This window comes from Eubacterium sp. AF36-5BH (assembly GCF_003460505.1).
Lineage (GTDB): Bacteria > Bacillota > Clostridia > Lachnospirales > Lachnospiraceae > Eubacterium_G.
This window is the reverse complement of sequence record NZ_QTVG01000005.1, coordinates 38,604-57,230: the sequence shown is the minus strand read 5'-3', so window position 1 is coordinate 57,230 and position 18,627 is coordinate 38,604. Positions and strand designations below refer to the sequence as shown.

Sequence of the window (18,627 nt, the reverse complement as noted above, 5' to 3'; positions counted from 1 at the left end):
TTTTATACTTCTTATACTTCTGTCATGTTGTACAAATCGTAATATATGCCTTTTTTATTTATTAGTTCATTATGAGTTCCCTGCTCTTCTATACCATTTTCGGTTAGAACAAGGATTTTTTCAGCATTTCTAATAGTTGATAGTCTATGGGCAATTACAAGAGTTGTTCTGTTCTTTGCAAGTTTCTCCATTGACTCCTGAACTACTTTTTCACTTTCGTTATCAAGGGCTGATGTTGCCTCATCAAAAATTAGAATTGGTGGATTTTTAAGAAATACTCTTGCTATTGATAATCTCTGTTTTTGACCACCTGAAAGTTTAATACCTCGTTGTCCAATGTCTGTGTCGAAACCATTTGGCAGTGACATTATAAAGTCGTATGCATTTGCCTCTTTTGCAGCAGCAATTACTTCTTCTTTTGTTGCCGTAGGCTTACCATATTTAATATTTTCATAAATTGTACCGGCAAAAAGGTAAACATCCTGTTGTACCATACCAATATTGTTTCTAAGAGATTTTAATTTCACATTTCTTATATCTTCATCATCAATAGATATACTTCCTTTTGTTACATCATAAAATCTCGGTATAAGATTACACAGTGTTGTTTTGCCTGCACCTGACGAACCTACTAAGGCAATATAGGAGCCTGCCGGAATTTCAAGATTAATGTGCTTTAAAACTCTATGATCATTATCATTATATCTAAAAGATACATCATCAAATTTAATATTCCCTACAACATTTGTCAGTTCCTTAGCCCCCTCTTTATCTTTAATTTCAGGTTCCATATCCAGAATCTGTCTGAATCTTTCATAGCCGGAATATCCATTTTGGAACTGCTCTGTAAAATCAATCAATGTTTTAACAGGATCAGTAAAAATATTTATATAAAGAAGGAAGGTTACAAAATCAGTTACATTAACCATATTTTTTGTAAACATAATGCCACCTGCAACTATAACCACCAAGTTAATCATGGTATTAAAACCAATTAGACCGGCATTATAACCACCCATGTATTTATAGTTGTTTTTCTTCGCCTCTAAGAAAGCCTTGTTACCAATTTCGAATTTTTCATTTTCAAGCTGTTCGTTGGCAAAAGATTTTACAACTCTGATACCTGACAAATTATCTTCTATCTGCTCGTTAATGGCTGCTATTTTCTTTCTGTTGATTCTAAATGTTTGCTTCATTTTCTTATTAAAGAAATATGCATAGACAATCATAAATGGAACTAAAGCAAATGCAGCTAATGCAAGTTTTTTATCGATACTTAATAAAATACATAAAGCACCAATAATTTTTATTACTGAAATAGTTACGTTTTCAGGTCCATGATGTAGTAATTCTGTTATGTCAAATAAGTCAGATGTGATTCTGGACATTAGCTGACCTACTTTTTGGTCATCAAAGAATGAAAAAGGCATTTTCTGAAAATGTGCAAAAATTTCTGCTCTCATGTCATATTCTATTTTTGCCCCCATTACATGCCCATAATTTGATATAAAATAATTACAGTAAATTTGAATTATTATTAATACAAAAACAGCTATTGCAATGTACAAAATTTGCTTAAATGCCTGTTGTGGGTTCATATGCACAACTGTTGAAGTAATATATCTAACTACCAAAGGTATTATCAGAGCTACTATAGATGCTATAATTGCAAAAAAAGTATCTGCAAAAAACACTCTTTTGTACGGTTTATAGTAGCTAATCATTTTCTTAAGATTTTCTTTCATAATATTTTCCTCTAAAATATTTTTATATTGCGAAACGCAATTAAACTCCTTTGTCATATAAAATTAATTTATACGGCAAAGGAGTTCTTTTACTTTATTTATTATGTATAATTAGTCCATTAATGATTCTAATGTTTTTCTAATTGCTAAAATAAATTCTTCTGTATTTAATTTCTTCTTGTTTTCTAATGTTGAAATTAAATATAAGTCACCTGTCATTTCACCATTTTCGATTGTGTCGATACAAGCTTTTTCAAGTTTGTCTGCAAATTCCATAAGTTCAGGAAGATTATCAATTTCGCCTCTCTTTCTAAGAGCACCTGACCATGCAAAAATTGTTGCAATAGGGTTTGTTGATGTTTCTTCTCCCTTTAAGTATTTGTAGTAATGTCTCTGAACTGTACCATGAGCAGCTTCATATTCGTAGTATCCCTTTGGTGAAGCAAGTACAGATGTCATCATTGAAAGTGAACCAAATGCTGTAGCAACCATGTCTGACATAACGTCACCATCATAGTTCTTACAAGCCCAAATATATCCACCTTCTGATCTCATAACACGTGCTACTGCATCATCGATAAGTGTATAGAAATATTCGATTCCTGCAGCATCAAATTTTTCTTTATATTCAGCTTCAAAAATATCATTAAATATATCCTTGAATGTATGGTCATACTTCTTTGAAATAGTATCTTTTGTAGCAAACCATAAATCCTGTTTTGTATCAAGGGCAAAATTAAAACAACTTCTTGCAAAGCTTTCAATTGATTCATTAATATTGTGCATACCCTGAATAATACCAGGTGTTTCAAAGTTATGAATTAATTCTCTTGTTTCTTCTCCTGCTTCATTTGTGTATACAAGTTCTGCTTTTCCGGCAGCTGGGATTTTCATTTCAACACCCTTATAAACATCACCGTATGCATGACGTGCAATAGTAATTGGCTTTGTCCAATTCTTTACATAAGGTTCAATACCTTTTACAATAATTGGTGCTCTGAAAACTGTACCATCTAAAATAGCTCTGATAGTTCCGTTAGGACTCTTCCACATTTCCTTTAAATTGTATTCAGGCATTCTTGCTGCATTTGGTGTAATAGTTGCACATTTAACAGCTACTCCGTATTTCTTTGTAGCTTCTGCTGAATCAAAAGTAACCTGATCATTAGTTTCATTTCTGTACTTTAAACCTAAATCATAATACTCTGTCTTTAAATCTACGAATGGTAACAATAACTCATCTTTAATCATTTTCCAAAGAATTCTTGTCATTTCGTCTCCATCCATTTCTACTAATGGAGTAGTCATTTTAATTTTTTCCATCATAAGTCCTCCTAAATCTACTGTAGTATCTTTGTAGATTATATCTAAATTCAACAAGAATGTAAAGTCAAAGAGACTTCACAGTAATCCTTTAAACAAAACATTATCTGTCGCAAAGAATCTTATTTTATTTTTACCCTCTTAACATTACTCCATTTTTTTGAAAGAACTTTTCTACTTCCATACTTTTTATAAGCTTTTACTCTGAAGTAATATTTCTTTTTAGACTTCAATTTTTTAATTGTTACACTTGTTTTAGTAACTAATAAAGAATCTCCATACATTCCCTTTACGCTATTGCATAATAAATTAGGCTTATTTTTCCCTATATTATTTTAAAAATTTCACATACATTAACAAGACCTGCCCCCTGTCTGTTTCTGTCCATAAACATATCCGTTGCACTGCTTTTTAGGATTTTTTTACATTCCGTATTTGTAAGATTATTATTGTAATTTAACATTAAAGCTATAATGCCCGTAACAATTGGTGTAGCCATTGATGTGCCACTTTTCTTCACATACAAATATTTTTTTCTCCACAAATTACAACAACTAATAATATTGTTTGCCGGTGCTACAATATCAGGTTTTACTATACATTGTTTTGTAGGACCGCGCCCTGAATAGTTGTAAATAATTTTTCCATTAACTTTCATCTGTACATTATCATTTTCTGCACCTACAGTTATAATTTTGCCACAATCTCCAGGCGTGGAAATTGAACTTGGTCCCGGCCCGTTATTACCTGCAGCAGCCACTACTATATAACCTAAATCCCATAAAAGTTCCACTTCTTTTAGCAGTCTTTTGTTTTCATCCTTTTCATTACCCAAAGTACCAAAAGAAATGTTAACAATTTTTATGCCATAACTTTTCCCATTGTCAATAATCCAATGTATACCATCAATTACATTTTCTTCTATTCCTCTACCTGTTTTGTCTAATACTTTTAAAGATACTAAATTTGATTTTGGAGCAATACCTTTGAACACACCTTTTGACAAATTACCATTGCCACCAATTATTCCTGCCACATGAGTTCCATGACCTTCATCATCATACACTTTGTTTTCTGCTATTTCATCAAAACTTCTTTCCTTTGTAAAATCTTTAAATAGAACAATTCTATTTTCAAAATCAGGATGACCAGCAATTCCACTATCCAAAATTGCTACAACAATATCTTCGCCCATAATTTTCTTTTCATGTATTATATTTATTTTTAATTTATTCCTAACAATATTCATTTTAAATCCTAGATTATTTTTTTCTATTTATTTCTAATTTAATATATGCGTCTACATTTTAATTGTCTATGGATATTGCCTTTCCCAAAGTTCATCGCACCCACACTCTCACAATTATGAATTATCATTTTGTAACAATATCTGTAATAACTATTTAGGAGCTATAACATCACAATCATATTAAATATAACACCAATAATTTTTTGATTTTTTTGTAAACATGACAGGCATTAGGTCATATTATTTAGTGTAAGTAAAAATTTTAGGAGATTTAACATGAGTGATTTAGCAGCAACAAACTGTGGATGCGGATGCGGTAATGATGGAGGAAACAACAACTGCCTTTTCCTTATTCTTATTCTCTTATTCTGCGGTGGATGCGGTAATGGCTGTGGAAACAATGGTTTCTTCGGCGGAAATGACTGCTGTTCAAGCATAATCTGGTTATTTATTTTATTTAGCTGTTGTGGTTGTGGAAACGGAAATTTCTTTGGTGGAAACGGCGGTAATGGTTGCGGTTGTGGCTGTTAGTTAATAATAGTGATTATTACGAATATGATTTATTTTGCCTGTTAAACAAATCATTAAACAGTCTAAATTTATATAACGGCAATTTTTTTACTTTGCTTATAATAATTGCTGCCATTGATTAATCTTTGTTAATTATATGGCATAAAATTTACTAATATAATTATGTTTCAATAAACCAAAAGGAGTTACAGTCTTATGTGCAAAAACAGGTATAAACAAACAAAATTTGATTGTATGGTCACTAACGAAACCATGCAGCTTATGAAGGCTGTAATTCCTTACATTGACGGTCCTATAAGTAATCTTCTTGGAATAATGATAAAATTTAAAGAATTGGAAAATGCCTCCTTTATTAATTCCAATATAGCAATAACCACAATGAATGAAAATCATAGTAAATCTACCGAAAACATGCTAAGTGATATTATGGAGTTTATGGATGAGGATACAAAAGAATCTATGGAAAATATTAAATCCATGATGGAAATGATGGATATGTTTAAAGATATGGATACGGCAGATATTTTCCAAACTATGGATGACTTTTCAAGTTCAACTTAATTAAATTAGTAATTTTACAATTAATAATATTATAATGGTATTTTTCAATATAAAGCTGAATACTATTTAAAGAATAAAAATAAATAATAAATTTAAGGAGTTTTTATGAGCAACAACAAATGGATGGATGATCCTGTGTTAGAGGGCATATCAAAAGAACGTCTGGAAGTTCTTACTAATATTATCGAAGGTGCAAAAGGTATGGAGCCTAAGGATATGTTTACATATTTTATCAGACAATCTAACATGGCTGGAAAACAAGGCATTAATTTCACAAATGCCGAAACCGAATTGATTCTTAATGTATTAAAAGAAGATATGTCTCCTGAAGAAATCAAACGGGTTGATATGGTAAAACAAATTGTAAATTCTTTAAGTAAAAAGAGAAAGCACTAAAGGCTTTCTCTCTTTTATAATATATAGTTTTCAAAATAACAACCGATTTAATTGCCACTGTTATTTTATTTTACTACTAAGTTAATGATTCTTCCTGGAACATAGATTTCTTTTACAATGTTTCCGTTAATCTTGTCTGCAATAGCTTCTTTTCCGGCAGCAATTGCATCTTCTTTTGAAATATCCGCAGGTACTTCAATAACTTCTTTTGTCTTACCGTTAATCTGAACAGGAATCTTGATTTCATCATCTTTCATTAATTCCTGGTCAGCTTCAGGCCATGAGTTATTTTCAAATACGCTACCTGTATTTCCAAGTTTCTCCCAAAGTTCTTCAGCTATGTGAGGTGCAAATGGAGCAATAAGAGTTGTAAATGTCTGAATAGTTTCTTTATCAACTCCACCTTCTCTCTTTGCAATTTCATTTAACTTATTATTATATTCCATGAATCCTGAAACAACAGTATTTAAACTAAAGTCTTCAAGACGTTTGGTAATAGTGTGAACCATCTGGTGACGAATCTTTATCATTTCCTTTGTAGCCTTAACATCTTTTTCAATGCTGTCAGTTGCTAATTTCCAGAATTTTGTGATAAATCTATAAACACCATCAATACCTCTTTCATCCCATTCAGAATCAAGTTCAGGTGGTCCTACGAACATTTCATAAAGTCTTAATGAGTCACAACCGTAATCTCTTACTAAATCATCAGGTGAAACAACGTTACCTTTTGACTTACTCATCTTGATACCATTTTCACCGGTAATCATACCCTGGTTAAATAACTTCTTAAATGGCTCTTCAAAATCAACTACACCTATATCATATAAGAATTTTGTGTAGAATCTTGAATATAATAAATGAAGAACTGCATGCTCAACACCACCGATGTACATATCTACAGGTAAATTATCATGAGCCTTCTGCTTTGAAACAAGTTCTTTATCATTTTTGTTATCTACATATCTTAAGAAATACCATGATGAACCTGCCCACTGAGGCATTGTGTTTGTTTCACGTTTTGCAGGCTTACCACAACATGGACATGTTGTATTTACCCATTCATCAATTGCTGCAAGTGGTGATTCACCTGTACCTGTTGGCTCATAAGATTCAACATCAGGTAATAATAATGGTAACTGATCTTCAGGTACCGGTACAGGTCCACAGTCAGGACAATGAATAATTGGAATTGGTTCCCCCCAATATCTCTGTCTTGAGAATACCCAGTCACGTAATTTGTAATTAACAGTTGCTCTACCAAAGCCCTTTTCTTCAATAATGTGAGGAGCTTCCTTCTTAAGAACTGATGATTCCATGCCATTCCATTCGCCTGAATTAATCATAGTACCAACAGCCTCTGTGTAAGCTTCTGTCATGTTTTCAATTTCTTTTCCATCTTTCGCAATAACCTGAATAATTGGTATATCAAATTTCTTTGCGAATTCAAAGTCTCTGTCATCATGTGCAGGTACACACATAATGGCACCTGTTCCGTAATCAGCTAATACATAATCTGAAAGCCAGATTGGAACCTTTGCTCCATTAAGTGGGTTGATTGCATAACTACCTGTAAATACACCTGTTTTTTCTTTTCCCTGAAGTCTGTCTACTGATGACTTGTTTGCTGCCATCTGAATGTATTCTTCCACAGCAGCCTTCTGTTCAGGTGTAGCAAGTCCTAATGCTTTTTCATGTTCAGGTGCTAAAACCATAAATGTTGCCCCATGAAGAGTATCTGGTCTTGTTGTATAAACTGTAATAACATCTTCTGTATTTTCAACCTTAAAGTCAACCTCTGCACCATATGACTTACCAATCCAGTCACTCTGCATTTTTTTAACTTTTTCAGGCCAGTCAAGCTTATCTAAATCTGCTAATAATCTGTCAGCATATGCTGTAATCTTTAACATCCACTGATTTAAATTCTTCTTTGTAACTTCTGCTCCACATCTTTCACAGCAGCCGTTTACAACTTCTTCGTTTGCAAGACCTGTTTTACATGAAGGACACCAGTTAATTGGCATCTGCTTCTGATAAGCAAGTCCTTTTTTGAACATCTGAACGAAAATCCACTGTGTCCACTTGTAGAAGTTAGGATCAGTTGTGTTTACTTCCATGTCCCAATCATAAAGTGCAGCGATTTCATTAATCTGTCTTTTGATATTCTTAATATTTGCTGCTGTTGAAATTGATGGGTGTGTTTTCATTTTGATAGCATAGTTTTCAGCTGGTAAACCGAATGCATCCCAGCCCATTGGATGAATAATATGATATCCATGAAGCATCTTATATCTACTCCAAACATCACTAATAACATATCCTCTCCAGTGTCCTACATGAAGTCCTGATCCTGATGGATATGGGAACATGTCAAGACAATAATACTTTGGTTTTGTTTTGTCAGCGTTAATAGGATTTACATCCCAATTATGACGCCATTTTTTCTCAATTTCCTTATGATTATAAGGTGTTGCCATAACTTATTTTCCTCCTAGATTTATATGTAAATTAAACTTAATTGCGCTTATAAGCACTTTAAATAATTACCTTTTATAATTTCAATAAACAGTCCCTAAAAATCATAAATATAAATTATTTCTTCTTAGATGACTTCTTTTTATTTTTGGTTGTTTCAGGCTCAATACCTGCTTTCTTTTTTCTCTGTTGTTCTAATTTCTTATTGACTTTGAAATTCTTCTTTACTGTATCTTCTTTTACTTTTATTTCACAAAGCACCTGACATGAGCCAACATTTCCTGCAAGATCTTTTGCCTTAACAACAACAGGTGTTTTTTCGCTTTCTCGAAGCTGTTCCTTTTCAAGTGTATATACTTTTATTTCACTTGCAGGTTCATTACAGGTTACTGTAGCCTTAACCATGTCTATGATTTTTTGAACATTCTTCTTTGTATTAATATCATTTGGACTTTTACTTTTTACTTCTAATGTAAATACCTGTTTACTACAACTTACTACAGGTGGTGTAGTATCTACCACCTGTACTTTCTGTGAAATGCTGTACTTCTTACCGTCTTTTGACTTGTATTTATATTTCACAGCATAATTTCCAACTGCTGAAGTATCTACTGTATTATGTTTCAATCTTCCGGTAATATCTTTACCCTTTGTTCCAAAGGCTATTAAATTACAGTAATAATTAAACTGATGTCCTTTTTCAACAGTAACTGTTTGAGAACCTTTAACAACAGTACCGTTTTTTATCTTCTTGTAAGGATTGTTCTCACTTGGATCTGTAGGATCCCAGCCACATTTTCCGGATACTTTTACAACCGGTGAAAAATCTATAGGCAATGTATCTTTTTTCTTGCCTTTTTTTACTGATACCAATGTGTTTTTCTTACAATTTTCAAATATCCAATTAGCGTCATTTGCTGTTAAAACAATATTCTTTCCTGAAGCTTTCTTTTTTCCAATGCTCCTATAAGATGATTTGACCAGTTTGTAATCTTCCTTACCTGAGTATGATGGTGACTGAATCCATACATTCTTATCTAAATATGAATTATATTTGTGCCAACCACTGTATTTATTAAGCCATGTATATTTGGACTTAATTCTAAAATTTCCATTAGGAAGACTCTTTCCAACTGAGCATCTAAAAGACTTAACTGCCACTTTTGTTTTCTTATCCTTTGAATACTGATAAACAATTACTGCCTTAAGTTTCTTATTTACTTCTATATAATACCTATCTGAAAAAGCTGTCTTTTTATTTTCTGTTTCTTCTTCTACACCTTTTCCTGAAAGTTTACTTGCTTTGTCAGCCTCTGACGTAACCTTATTTTGAATAAACATAAGACCACCAAAAATAATACCTGCAACAATTAAAATTTCAAGAAGAGTAATAACTGTATTCTTAAATCTTTTTTCTTTGACAATCTTTTTAATATCCAATTTCGTACTCCATTTTATTTTTATACGCAAAAAGCCACCTTGAGTCTATGCATACTAATTTATTATACAACATTGTAAGCATTTTTCAAGGTGACTTTCATTATATTGTTTTTATTGTTTCTATCTTATTGCATCCTTCATGCTCTTAACATATTCTCCAACATAAGGAACACTTTCTTTTCCATATTCTGCAACAATTTTTACAATGGCACTTCCCACAATTGCTCCATCAGCATACTGGCAAACATTTTTTGCCTGCTCAGGCTTGGCAATACCAAATCCAATTGCACAAGGTACATCTGTTGCTTCTTTTACAAGTTTAGTCATTGCTCCTAAATCTGTTGTAATATTCTTTCTAATACCTGTAACCCCAAGAGATGATACAACATATACAAAACCTTCTGCTGTTTTTGCGATTTTTGTAATTCTTTCTTCTGAAGTTGGAGCAATAAGTGGTATTAAGTCAATGCCTGCTTCCTTACAGAAAGGTGCTAACTCATCTCTTTCTTCGTATGGGCAGTCAGGTACGATAACACCTGAAATTCCACATTCAACACATCTTGCCATAAACTTTTCTGTTCCATAACGATAAATTACGTTTACATATGTCATAAATACTAAAGGTATATTTACCTGCTCTTTTATTTCCTTTATGGCATCAAACAATTTATCTGTTGTACATCCACCCTGTAATGCCCTTAAATCTGCTTCCTGAATTACAGGTCCTTCTGCTATTGGATCAGAAAATGGAATTCCAACTTCGATGATATCTGCTCCATTCTTTTCCATTTCTATAATTAATTTTTGTGTTATTTCTAAATCAGGATCTCCTCCTGTCACAAAAGCTATGAAAGCTTTTCCATTCTTAAATGCATCACTTACTTTACTCATAAATCTGTACTCCTCTATATCTTGCTATTGCTGCTACGTCCTTGTCACCACGTCCTGAAACATTTACTACAATAATTTTATCCTTATCAAGTGTCTTTGCATACTTCATTGCATAAGCAATGGCATGTGAACTTTCAATTGCTGGAATTATACCTTCCGTTCTTGATAAATATTCAAAAGCCCCAACTGCTTCCACATCAGTAATTGGAACATATTTTGCTCTTCCTGTATCATGTAAATTTGCATGTTCTGGTCCAATTCCCGGATAATCAAGTCCTGCTGAAATTGAATAAACAGGTGCAATCTGTCCATCATCATTTTGACAGAATAAAGATTTCATTCCATGGAAAATTCCTTCTGTACCATTTGCTATAGTTGCGGCATTTTTAGGATTATCTACACCAAGTCCGGCTGCTTCACATCCAATTAATGCAACATCTTTATCTTCAATAAAATTATAAAATGCACCCATGGCATTTGAGCCACCACCTACACAGGCAATAACTGCATCAGGAAGTCTACCTTCTACTTCCATAATCTGTTCTTTAATCTCCTTACTAATAACGCTCTGGAAATCTCTAACAATTGTTGGGAAAGGATGCGGCCCCATAACTGAACCTAATACATATAATGTATCGTCCATTCTATTTGTCCATTCCCTCATAGCCTCGTTTACTGCATCTTTTAATGTCATTGTTCCACTTGTAACAGGATGAACTTTAGCACCTAAAAGTTCCATTCTAAACACATTTAAAGCCTGACGTTCACAGTCTTCTTTTCCCATATAGATTTCACATTCCATATCCATAAGTGCTGCGGCTGTTGCTGTTGCCACACCATGCTGACCTGCTCCTGTTTCTGCAATAACTCTTGTTTTACCCATTTTCTTTGCAAGTAAAACCTGACCTAAAACATTATTAATTTTATGAGAACCTGTATGGTTTAAATCTTCTCTCTTTAAATAGATTTTTGCACCACCTAAATCCTTTGTCATTTTTTCTGCATAATATAATAATGAAGGTCTGCCTGCATAATTATTTAAAAGGTCTGTTAATTCCTTATTAAACTCCGAATCATTTTTGTAATGATTGTAAGCTTCTTCAACTTCATTTACCGCTGTCATTAATGTTTCCGGAACATACTGTCCACCATGTATACCAAATCTTCCTTTACTCATTGTCTTCTCCTTTTAATTGTTGTAACATTTGTTTTTTATTTTCAGCTTTCATAAATGTTTCTCCAATAAGCACACCATTTACGTTAGCTTTTTTTAATCTCTCAATTTCTACGTTGCTTTTAATACCACTTTCAGCAACAAATAAAATATCATCTGGCACAAGCTTTCTTAATCTTTCGCTGTTTCCTATATCCACTGTAAAAGTTTTCAAATCTCTATTATTTACACCGATTATTCTTGAGCCACTTTTTATTGCTTTTTCAATTTCTTCCTGGTCATGGGCTTCTACTAATGCTGACATACCAAGGATGTCGCAAATTTGTATGTACTTTCTTATTGTATCTTCATCAAGCAATGAACAAATTAAAAGTACAGCAGATGCACCATGAATTTTTCCGTCATATATCATATACTCATCAATAACAAAATCTTTTCTAATTAACGGTATTGAAACATTTTCGCTTATTTCTTTTAAAAACTTTTTATCCCCTTTAAAATATTCAGGCTCTGTTAGAACTGAAATGCAACTTGCTCCTGCCTTCTCATATTCCTTTGCTATTTTCACATAAAGAAAATCCTCAGCAATAATTCCTTTTGATGGTGAGGCTTTTTTTACTTCACAAATAAAGTTAATACCTTTCTTTGCTAGAGCTTTTTCAAACTCAAAATTCTCTTTTGGCATATTCAAAGCCTTCTCTTTTACAACTTCTAAAGGAATGTTCTTTTTTTCCAATTCAACTCTTTTTCTTGTTGATTGTGCTAGTTTATCTAAAATCATATAACTCCTTTACTTATTGCTTTCTTCTATGTAAGCCTGTAATTTTTCGTATGCTTTTCCGCTGTCAATTGTTTCTCTTGCAATATTAATTGCTTCTTCGTATGTTAAATCGTCATTTTGAACATAAATACAAGCTCCGGCATTTAATAAAACTGCATCTCTCTTTGGTCCCTGAAGTTTTCCACTTAAAATGTCTTTTGTAATCTGAGCGTTTTCAGTTCCGTCTCCCCCTTCCAAATCAGACTTCTTGCAAATTGAAATTCCATAATCTTCAGGATTAATTTCGTAAGACTTTGTTTCACTATTTCTAATTTCACATACTGTTGTTTTTGTACTAGGTGTAATTTCGTCCATTGTGTCCTGACCAAAAACAACCATACCTTTTTTAACTCCAAGATTTAAAAGTACCTTTGCAATTGGTTCTACTAATTCTTCTTCATAAACACCAATAATTTCCATTGATGCTCCTGCCGGATTAGTTAAAGGTCCTAAAACGTTGAAAATTGTTCTAAGTCCTAACTCACCTCTAACAGGACCAACGAATCTCATTGCAGGATGATATTTCTGTGCAAATAAAAAGCAAAAGCCAACTTTATCTAACAACTCTTTACTCTTTTCGGGCTCTACTGTTATATTGGCCCCTAAAGCTTCTAAAACATCTGCAGCCCCTGATTTACTTGAAACACCTCTGTTACCATGCTTTGCCACTTTACACCCTGCAGCTGCCGCTACAAATGCTGATGTTGTTGAAATATTAAATGTGTTTGCCTTATCTCCACCTGTTCCTACAATTTCAATTACATCCATGTCATGTAATAATTTTGTTCCATTATCACGCATACCTCTTGCTGAACCTGATATTTCTTCAATTGTTTCGCCCTTCATTCTAAGCGCTACTAAATAAGCACTAATTAATATATCAGGTGTTTCACCACTCATAATTTCATTCATAACTTCCTTTGCTTCATCAAAAGTTAAGTCCTGTTTATTCACTAATTTCTCTATGGCTTCTTTAATCATACTTAAACCTCCAATTTTTTTGTTTATTGAATTTAATTTCGTATACTTATCTGTAAATAATAATCTTTTTAATTTATTTTTTAATCTTTAAAAAGTTATCTACGATTTTTTCTCCTTCAGGTGTCATAACTGATTCCGGATGAAACTGTAAACCGTAAATTTTATATTTTTTGTGTTGAACAGCCATTATTTCATTGTCACATTCATCAATAGCTATAACTTCCAATTCCTCGGGTATTGTATCAGGATTAGCTGACAACGAATGGTATCTTGCACCTTTAAATGGTGAATCCATACCTTCAAAAATCGGACTATCGTTTGTAATTGTCATGTTGCTTTTTTTTCCATGCATTAATTGCTTTGCGTAAGTAACCTGTGCCCCAAATACCTCACATATACTCTGATGTCCCAGGCACACTCCCAAAATTGGATATTCGCCCTTTAGCCTTTCAACTACCGCTTCGCATATACCGGCATTTTCCGGTTTTCCAGGCCCTGGTGATAATATAATATGTGAAGGATTTAATTTTCTAATATCCGCAATTGTGTATTCATCGTTTCTTACCACCTTAATTTTTCCATCAGTTAATTTTCCAACTAATTGAACAAGGTTATAAGAAAAACTATCATAATTATCTATTAATAAAACCATTACTTGTTTACCTCACTTCCTCGTTTAATAGCATCAATTACTGCTCCTGCTTTATGAGCACATTCCATATATTCACTTTCAGGTACACTGTCTGCAACAATTCCTGCACCTGCCTGAACATATACTTTATTTCCTTTTTTTATTGCTGTTCTAATTGCAATACATACATCTAGATTTCCTGATAAATCAATATAACCAATTGCACCACCATATACACCTCTTGGTTCTTTTTCTAATTCATCAATAATTTCACAAGCTCTAAATTTTGGTGCACCTGATAATGTGCCTGCCGGTAAAAGTGCTGAAACTGTATCACAACTGTCTTTATCCTCTCTTAACTCTCCACATACAGTTGAAGCAATATGCATTACTTTTGAAAATCTATGAATCTTCATATAATCTTCTAAATAAACACTTCCATATTTTGCAATTCTTCCAATGTCGTTACGTGCTAAATCAACTAACATATTATGTTCTGCTAATTCTTTTTCATCTTTTAAAAGTCCTTCTTCTAATGCTTTATCTTCTTCCTGATTTTCACCTCTTGGCCTTGTCCCTGCAACAGGAAATGTTGTTAATTTGCCATCTACTAATTTAACCATTGTTTCAGGAGAGGCACCTGCTATCTGCATATCTTCTGACTGGATAAAATACATATAAGGCGAAGGATTAGTAGTTCTTAAAACTCTATAGGCGTTCATTAAACTGCTGTTATATTCAGCTTCAAATCTTCTTGAAATAACGCCCTGAAAAATATCTCCCTCTCTGATATATGCCTTTGTTTTTTCAATCATATTGCAATATTCTTCTTTAGAAACATTACATTTAAAATCTACATTTTCCTGTGCATGATACTCAGGTAATGGACTTTGTTCATTTATAAGTGAAATCATTTTTTCAATTTCAAGTAAAGCTCCGTTATATCCCTGATGACCATCTTTTGACTTCATGTTTGCAATTACTAATATTTTTTGTCTTAAATGATCAAAAGCAATTACCTTGTCAAAAAGCATTAAATGATAATCATCAACATTGCTTTCTTTTAAATTTAATTTAGGTTCAGCATAGCCAATCATTTCGTATCCAAAATATCCAACAAAACCACCGGTAAAAGTTGGCATTCCTTCAATTTTAGGTGACTTATATTTTTCTAACTGTTTTCTTAGTGCATCCATTGGATCCATTGTTACAGTAGTTTCAATCTCGCCACTTTTCTGGGTTACCTTTCCATTCTTGCATGTTATGTGCAAAACAGGTTCATAACCTAAAAAAGAATATCTTGCCCATTTTTCTCCACCTTCTACACTTTCAAGCAAGAAAAAGTTTTTACCAAATTCTTCCATTTTTCTTAAAAGTGAAATTGGAGTAATAACATCAGCATATATTTCCTTGCAAATAGGAATCATGCTATAGCTCTTTGTTAATTCTTCGATTTCTTCAAAACTTTGTGTTTTCATATGTTCTCCTCTCGCATATCTGACTGTTTAATTATTTCAGTTAAATAGCGCCTATGATTTTCGGCTGTTAAAGTTGGTCTTCGCTTGTTAGAACAGTTCGATTCCGTACACTTTGTGTACTTCATCTCACTTGAGCTGACCGCTCAATATTTTCGTATAAGTGAATATTTTTTTATAAGCAAGCTTCAAAAAAATATTCACTTATACGAAAACGCTGTTCTAAACAGTAACAAAAAAAAGGCCCTGTCTCTTCACGTATATAACGTAAAGGGACAAAAGCCTTATAAATTCAACTTCTGCGGTGCCACCCAAATTAATGTATAACACATTCTCTCAACAGCATACCATCATATGCTTACTCTTTTAACGGTGAGTCTCCGTCAGCGTCTACTACCTAATAATGTGGTTTCAAGCTGCCCTCTTAAGTCCATTCATCGCTGTTAGTTTGTTGTCTCACACCAACCGACAACTCTCTGAAAAACATCCCATACGACTACTTACTCTTAATCAACGGTTTCACAATACTTTTAAAGTTTAGTCTACTAAAGCGTTAATGTCAACCTACATATTTAATGTATTCTTGATTTATTTTATGCTTTTTATTTCATCAACTGCCTCTTTTAGCTGTTCTAATGCTTTTTTCAATGTTTCTCTTGGACATGCAATATTGATTCTCTGGAAGCCTTCTCCTTCTTTTCCAAAGATATATCCTGAGTCAAGCCACAGTTTGGCTTTTTCAACGATAAACTTTTCAAGTTCTTTGTCCTCAAAACCTAACGCACTACAATCAAGCCAAATCAGATATGTTCCTTCAGATTCAATTAATTTTATCTGTGGTATATTTGTTTCTAGATAATCTCTTAAGAAATTAAGGTTATCTAATAAATATTCTTTCAATTCATTCAGCCATTGTCTACCATATTTATATGCTACCTCGCATGCTACAAGTCCCATTAAATTAACCTGACTGTAACCAACCCTATCCAATTGCTTTAATACTTTTTTTCTAATTTCAAGATTAGGAATAAAAATATTTGAAATTTGAAGTCCTGCAAGATTAAATGTTTTGGTTGGTGCTGTACATGTAATTGTTATATTCTGATATTTTTCATCTAATGATGAAAATACAATATGCTTATTTTCAGGATAAACAAAGTCACTGTGAATTTCATCACTTACAATTTTTACATTGTGTTTTAGACAAATATCTCCTATCTTTTCTAACTCCCACTTTTTCCAGACTCTACCAACTGGATTATGTGGACTACATAAAATAAATAACTTAACATTATTTTCTATTATTTTCTTTTCAAAATCTTCAAAATCAATTTCATATTTTTTGCCATTTCTAACTAAAGAATTGTTCACTAATTTTCTATTATTATCAATAATTACTTCAGTAAATGGGTAATATACAGGATTTTGAATTAATACACTATCACCTTCATTAGTAAGTGCATTAATTGCCAATACTATGGCAAATACTACACCTGGTGTTTTTATTAGCCATTCTTTTTTTACCTGCCAATTAAAATTATCATTGTACCAATTGTATACTGCATCAAAATATTCTTCTTTACCTTCACTGTAGCCATATATACCGTGACTTACTGCTTTATTTAATGCCTCAATAATTTCAGGTGAAGTTTGAAAATCCATGTCTGCAACCCATAAAGGTAACAAATCTTCTGGTATGTTTCTCTCTTTTGCAAAATCATATTTTAAACTTTTTGTATTATTTCTATTTATTATTTTATTAAAATCGTATTTCATTTTTCCTCCAAACTATTGAAATGCCTGTTCCAAATCTCTTATTAAGTCATCAGCATTTTCAATTCCTACTGATATTCTTAAAAAGTCTTCCGTAATTCCTAACTGTTCTCTTTTTTCTTTTGGAACATCAGGATGTGTTTGAAACATTGGGTATGTTATCAATGATTCAACACCACCTAAACTTTCAGCAAAGGCTATGACCTTAACTTTTTCCAAAATATCTCTTGCTGTTTCTTCTGAATCAACTTTAAATGAAATCATGCTGCCAAAGCCTGTTGCCTGTTTTTTGTTGATTTCATATCCCTGATGCTCTTCTAAACCAATATAATAAACCTTTTTTACCTTTGGTTGCTTCTTTAACCAGTTAGCTATTTTGATTGCATTTTCCTGCTGTCTTTCCAGTCTTACTGATAAAGTTTTAATTCCACGTATAATTAAAAAACTGTCAAATGGTGAAAGACAAAATCCTGTAGTCTTGTATGCAAAACGTATTTTTTCTGCAATTTCTTTATTATTAGTTGACAAAAAACCTGCCAAAGTATCGTTATGACCACCGAGAAATTTTGTTCCACTGTGAATCTCTATATGAGCACCTAGCTGAAGTGGCTTTTGAAAATATGGTGTTAAAAAAGTATTATCTACTATTACAATTAAATTCTTTTCATTTGCCAACTTAACAACTTCGTGCAAGTCAGTTACTTTCATTGTAGGATTGCTTGGAGTTTCTATATAAACTGCCTTTGTATTTTCTTTTATTGTTTCTTTCAAAACTTCAATATCTGATGTGTCAATATATGAGAATTCCAATCCCTGATTAGTCCCTATAGTGTCAAATATTCTAACTGAGCCACCATATAAATCCTCTGTGCATATTATGTGATCCCCTCTGCTAAATAATTCCATGCAAAGTCTTATTGCTGCCATACCGGTGGAACATGCTACAGTATCAATTGCCCCTTCTAAAGAAGACACAATATTTTCTAATGTATCCCTTGTTGGGTTGCTTTCTCTTGTATAGTTATGACCTGTTGAATCTCCAATTCCGGGATGTGCAAAAGTTGCAGTCTGATATATTGGAACATTCACTGAACCAAATACGTCCTTATTGGTTTCATTATCTCCATGTATGCATTTTGTTGCTATATTGTAATTCATC

The 18,627-nt window shown here is 32.7% G+C and carries 16 protein-coding genes and 1 other annotated feature; of the genes, 3 read left to right on the top strand and 13 right to left on the bottom strand.

Annotation, left to right across the window (positions count from 1 at the left end):
* Nucleotides 1-11: 11 nt before the first annotated feature.
* The 3 genes from DW006_RS06030 to DW006_RS06020 all read right to left on the bottom strand — a co-directional run bounded on the left by DW006_RS06030 (nucleotide 12) and on the right by DW006_RS06020 (nucleotide 4,317).
* A complete protein-coding gene (locus tag DW006_RS06030; RefSeq protein ID WP_117999482.1) occupies nucleotides 12-1,745 on the bottom strand; it encodes an ABC transporter ATP-binding protein in 1,734 nt (577 codons plus the stop codon).
* 111 nt (nucleotides 1,746-1,856) lie between these two features.
* Nucleotides 1,857-3,068: an NADP-dependent isocitrate dehydrogenase gene (locus DW006_RS06025; RefSeq protein WP_117999481.1), complete on the bottom strand. Its 1,212-nt coding sequence runs from the start codon at nucleotides 3,066-3,068 to the stop codon at nucleotides 1,857-1,859.
* A gap of 325 nt (nucleotides 3,069-3,393) precedes the next feature.
* Nucleotides 3,394-4,317, bottom strand: a complete 924-nt coding sequence (locus DW006_RS06020) for a S8 family peptidase (RefSeq protein ID WP_117999480.1) — start codon at nucleotides 4,315-4,317, stop codon at nucleotides 3,394-3,396.
* Between the two features lie 276 nt (nucleotides 4,318-4,593).
* On the opposite strand from DW006_RS06020, the gene DW006_RS06015 reads away from it, so the two are divergent.
* From DW006_RS06015 to DW006_RS06005, 3 genes are all read left to right on the top strand, one after another.
* Nucleotides 4,594-4,848, top strand: a complete 255-nt coding sequence (locus DW006_RS06015) for a chorion class high-cysteine HCB protein 13 (protein ID WP_117999479.1) — start codon at nucleotides 4,594-4,596, stop codon at nucleotides 4,846-4,848.
* Between the two features lie 195 nt (nucleotides 4,849-5,043).
* On the top strand, nucleotides 5,044-5,409 hold the full coding sequence (locus tag DW006_RS06010) for a hypothetical protein (protein ID WP_117999478.1): 366 nt from the start codon (nucleotides 5,044-5,046) through the stop codon (nucleotides 5,407-5,409).
* A 105-nt stretch (nucleotides 5,410-5,514) separates the two neighbouring features.
* Nucleotides 5,515-5,805, top strand: a complete 291-nt coding sequence (locus DW006_RS06005) for a hypothetical protein (RefSeq protein WP_117999477.1) — start codon at nucleotides 5,515-5,517, stop codon at nucleotides 5,803-5,805.
* Nucleotides 5,806-5,870: 65 nt separating this feature from the next.
* Here the strand turns inward: DW006_RS06005 and leuS are convergent, their stop codons facing one another.
* The 10 genes from leuS to DW006_RS05955 form a co-directional block, all read right to left on the bottom strand.
* Nucleotides 5,871-8,285 carry a leucine--tRNA ligase gene (gene leuS, locus DW006_RS06000; protein WP_117999476.1) on the bottom strand — a complete coding sequence of 805 codons (2,415 nt, stop codon included), beginning with the start codon at nucleotides 8,283-8,285 and terminating at the stop codon, nucleotides 5,871-5,873.
* Nucleotides 8,286-8,400: 115 nt separating this feature from the next.
* Nucleotides 8,401-9,723 carry an immunoglobulin-like domain-containing protein gene (locus DW006_RS05995; RefSeq protein WP_117999475.1) on the bottom strand — a complete coding sequence of 441 codons (1,323 nt, stop codon included), beginning with the start codon at nucleotides 9,721-9,723 and terminating at the stop codon, nucleotides 8,401-8,403.
* Between the two features lie 120 nt (nucleotides 9,724-9,843).
* Nucleotides 9,844-10,614 (bottom strand): tryptophan synthase subunit alpha, encoded by a 771-nt coding sequence (gene trpA / locus DW006_RS05990; RefSeq protein WP_117999474.1) that lies wholly within the window; start codon nucleotides 10,612-10,614, stop codon nucleotides 9,844-9,846.
* Nucleotides 10,607-11,791, bottom strand: a complete 1,185-nt coding sequence (gene trpB, locus DW006_RS05985; protein WP_117999473.1) for a tryptophan synthase subunit beta — start codon at nucleotides 11,789-11,791, stop codon at nucleotides 10,607-10,609. Before trpB ends, trpA begins: the two co-directional genes overlap by 8 nt.
* On the bottom strand, nucleotides 11,784-12,569 hold the full coding sequence (gene trpC, locus DW006_RS05980; protein ID WP_117999472.1) for an indole-3-glycerol phosphate synthase TrpC: 786 nt from the start codon (nucleotides 12,567-12,569) through the stop codon (nucleotides 11,784-11,786). The genes trpB and trpC overlap by 8 nt, the downstream gene beginning before the upstream one ends.
* 9 nt (nucleotides 12,570-12,578) lie before the next feature.
* Nucleotides 12,579-13,589 carry an anthranilate phosphoribosyltransferase gene (gene trpD / locus DW006_RS05975; RefSeq protein WP_117999471.1) on the bottom strand — a complete coding sequence of 337 codons (1,011 nt, stop codon included), beginning with the start codon at nucleotides 13,587-13,589 and terminating at the stop codon, nucleotides 12,579-12,581.
* A gap of 73 nt (nucleotides 13,590-13,662) precedes the next feature.
* Nucleotides 13,663-14,241, bottom strand: a complete 579-nt coding sequence (locus DW006_RS05970) for an aminodeoxychorismate/anthranilate synthase component II (RefSeq protein WP_117999470.1) — start codon at nucleotides 14,239-14,241, stop codon at nucleotides 13,663-13,665.
* Nucleotides 14,241-15,698, bottom strand: coding sequence for an anthranilate synthase component I (gene trpE / locus DW006_RS05965; RefSeq protein ID WP_117999469.1), 1,458 nt, complete (start codon nucleotides 15,696-15,698; stop codon nucleotides 14,241-14,243). The genes DW006_RS05970 and trpE overlap by 1 nt, the downstream gene beginning before the upstream one ends.
* Nucleotides 15,699-15,963: 265 nt before the next feature.
* Nucleotides 15,964-16,218: a binding site (T-box leader), on the bottom strand.
* 65 nt (nucleotides 16,219-16,283) lie between these two features.
* Nucleotides 16,284-17,471 carry a MalY/PatB family protein gene (locus DW006_RS05960; protein WP_117999468.1) on the bottom strand — a complete coding sequence of 396 codons (1,188 nt, stop codon included), beginning with the start codon at nucleotides 17,469-17,471 and terminating at the stop codon, nucleotides 16,284-16,286.
* A 12-nt stretch (nucleotides 17,472-17,483) separates the two neighbouring features.
* On the bottom strand, nucleotides 17,484-18,626 hold the full coding sequence (locus DW006_RS05955; RefSeq protein WP_117999467.1) for a PLP-dependent aspartate aminotransferase family protein: 1,143 nt from the start codon (nucleotides 18,624-18,626) through the stop codon (nucleotides 17,484-17,486).
* Nucleotide 18,627: the final 1 nt, after the last annotated feature.

What these genes read in the sequence shown, in the direction of transcription:
- DW006_RS06030 (WP_117999482.1), bottom strand. Translation starts at nt 1,745, where the DNA reads ATGAAAGAAAATCTTAAGAAAATGATTAGCTACTATAAACCGTACAAA.
- DW006_RS06025 (WP_117999481.1), bottom strand. Translation starts at nt 3,068, where the DNA reads ATGGAAAAAATTAAAATGACTACTCCATTAGTAGAAATGGATGGAGAC.
- DW006_RS06020 (WP_117999480.1), bottom strand. Translation starts at nt 4,317, where the DNA reads ATGAATATTGTTAGGAATAAATTAAAAATAAATATAATACATGAAAAG.
- DW006_RS06015 (WP_117999479.1), top strand. Translation starts at nt 4,594, where the DNA reads ATGAGTGATTTAGCAGCAACAAACTGTGGATGCGGATGCGGTAATGAT.
- DW006_RS06010 (WP_117999478.1), top strand. Translation starts at nt 5,044, where the DNA reads ATGTGCAAAAACAGGTATAAACAAACAAAATTTGATTGTATGGTCACT.
- DW006_RS06005 (WP_117999477.1), top strand. Translation starts at nt 5,515, where the DNA reads ATGAGCAACAACAAATGGATGGATGATCCTGTGTTAGAGGGCATATCA.
- leuS (WP_117999476.1), bottom strand. Translation starts at nt 8,285, where the DNA reads ATGGCAACACCTTATAATCATAAGGAAATTGAGAAAAAATGGCGTCAT.
- trpA (WP_117999474.1), bottom strand. Translation starts at nt 10,614, where the DNA reads ATGAGTAAAGTAAGTGATGCATTTAAGAATGGAAAAGCTTTCATAGCT.
- trpB (WP_117999473.1), bottom strand. Translation starts at nt 11,791, where the DNA reads ATGAGTAAAGGAAGATTTGGTATACATGGTGGACAGTATGTTCCGGAA.
- trpC (WP_117999472.1), bottom strand. Translation starts at nt 12,569, where the DNA reads ATGATTTTAGATAAACTAGCACAATCAACAAGAAAAAGAGTTGAATTG.
- trpD (WP_117999471.1), bottom strand. Translation starts at nt 13,589, where the DNA reads ATGATTAAAGAAGCCATAGAGAAATTAGTGAATAAACAGGACTTAACT.
- DW006_RS05970 (WP_117999470.1), bottom strand. Translation starts at nt 14,241, where the DNA reads ATGGTTTTATTAATAGATAATTATGATAGTTTTTCTTATAACCTTGTT.
- trpE (WP_117999469.1), bottom strand. Translation starts at nt 15,698, where the DNA reads ATGAAAACACAAAGTTTTGAAGAAATCGAAGAATTAACAAAGAGCTAT.
- DW006_RS05960 (WP_117999468.1), bottom strand. Translation starts at nt 17,471, where the DNA reads ATGAAATACGATTTTAATAAAATAATAAATAGAAATAATACAAAAAGT.
- DW006_RS05955 (WP_117999467.1), bottom strand. Translation starts at nt 18,626, where the DNA reads ATGAATTACAATATAGCAACAAAATGCATACATGGAGATAATGAAACC.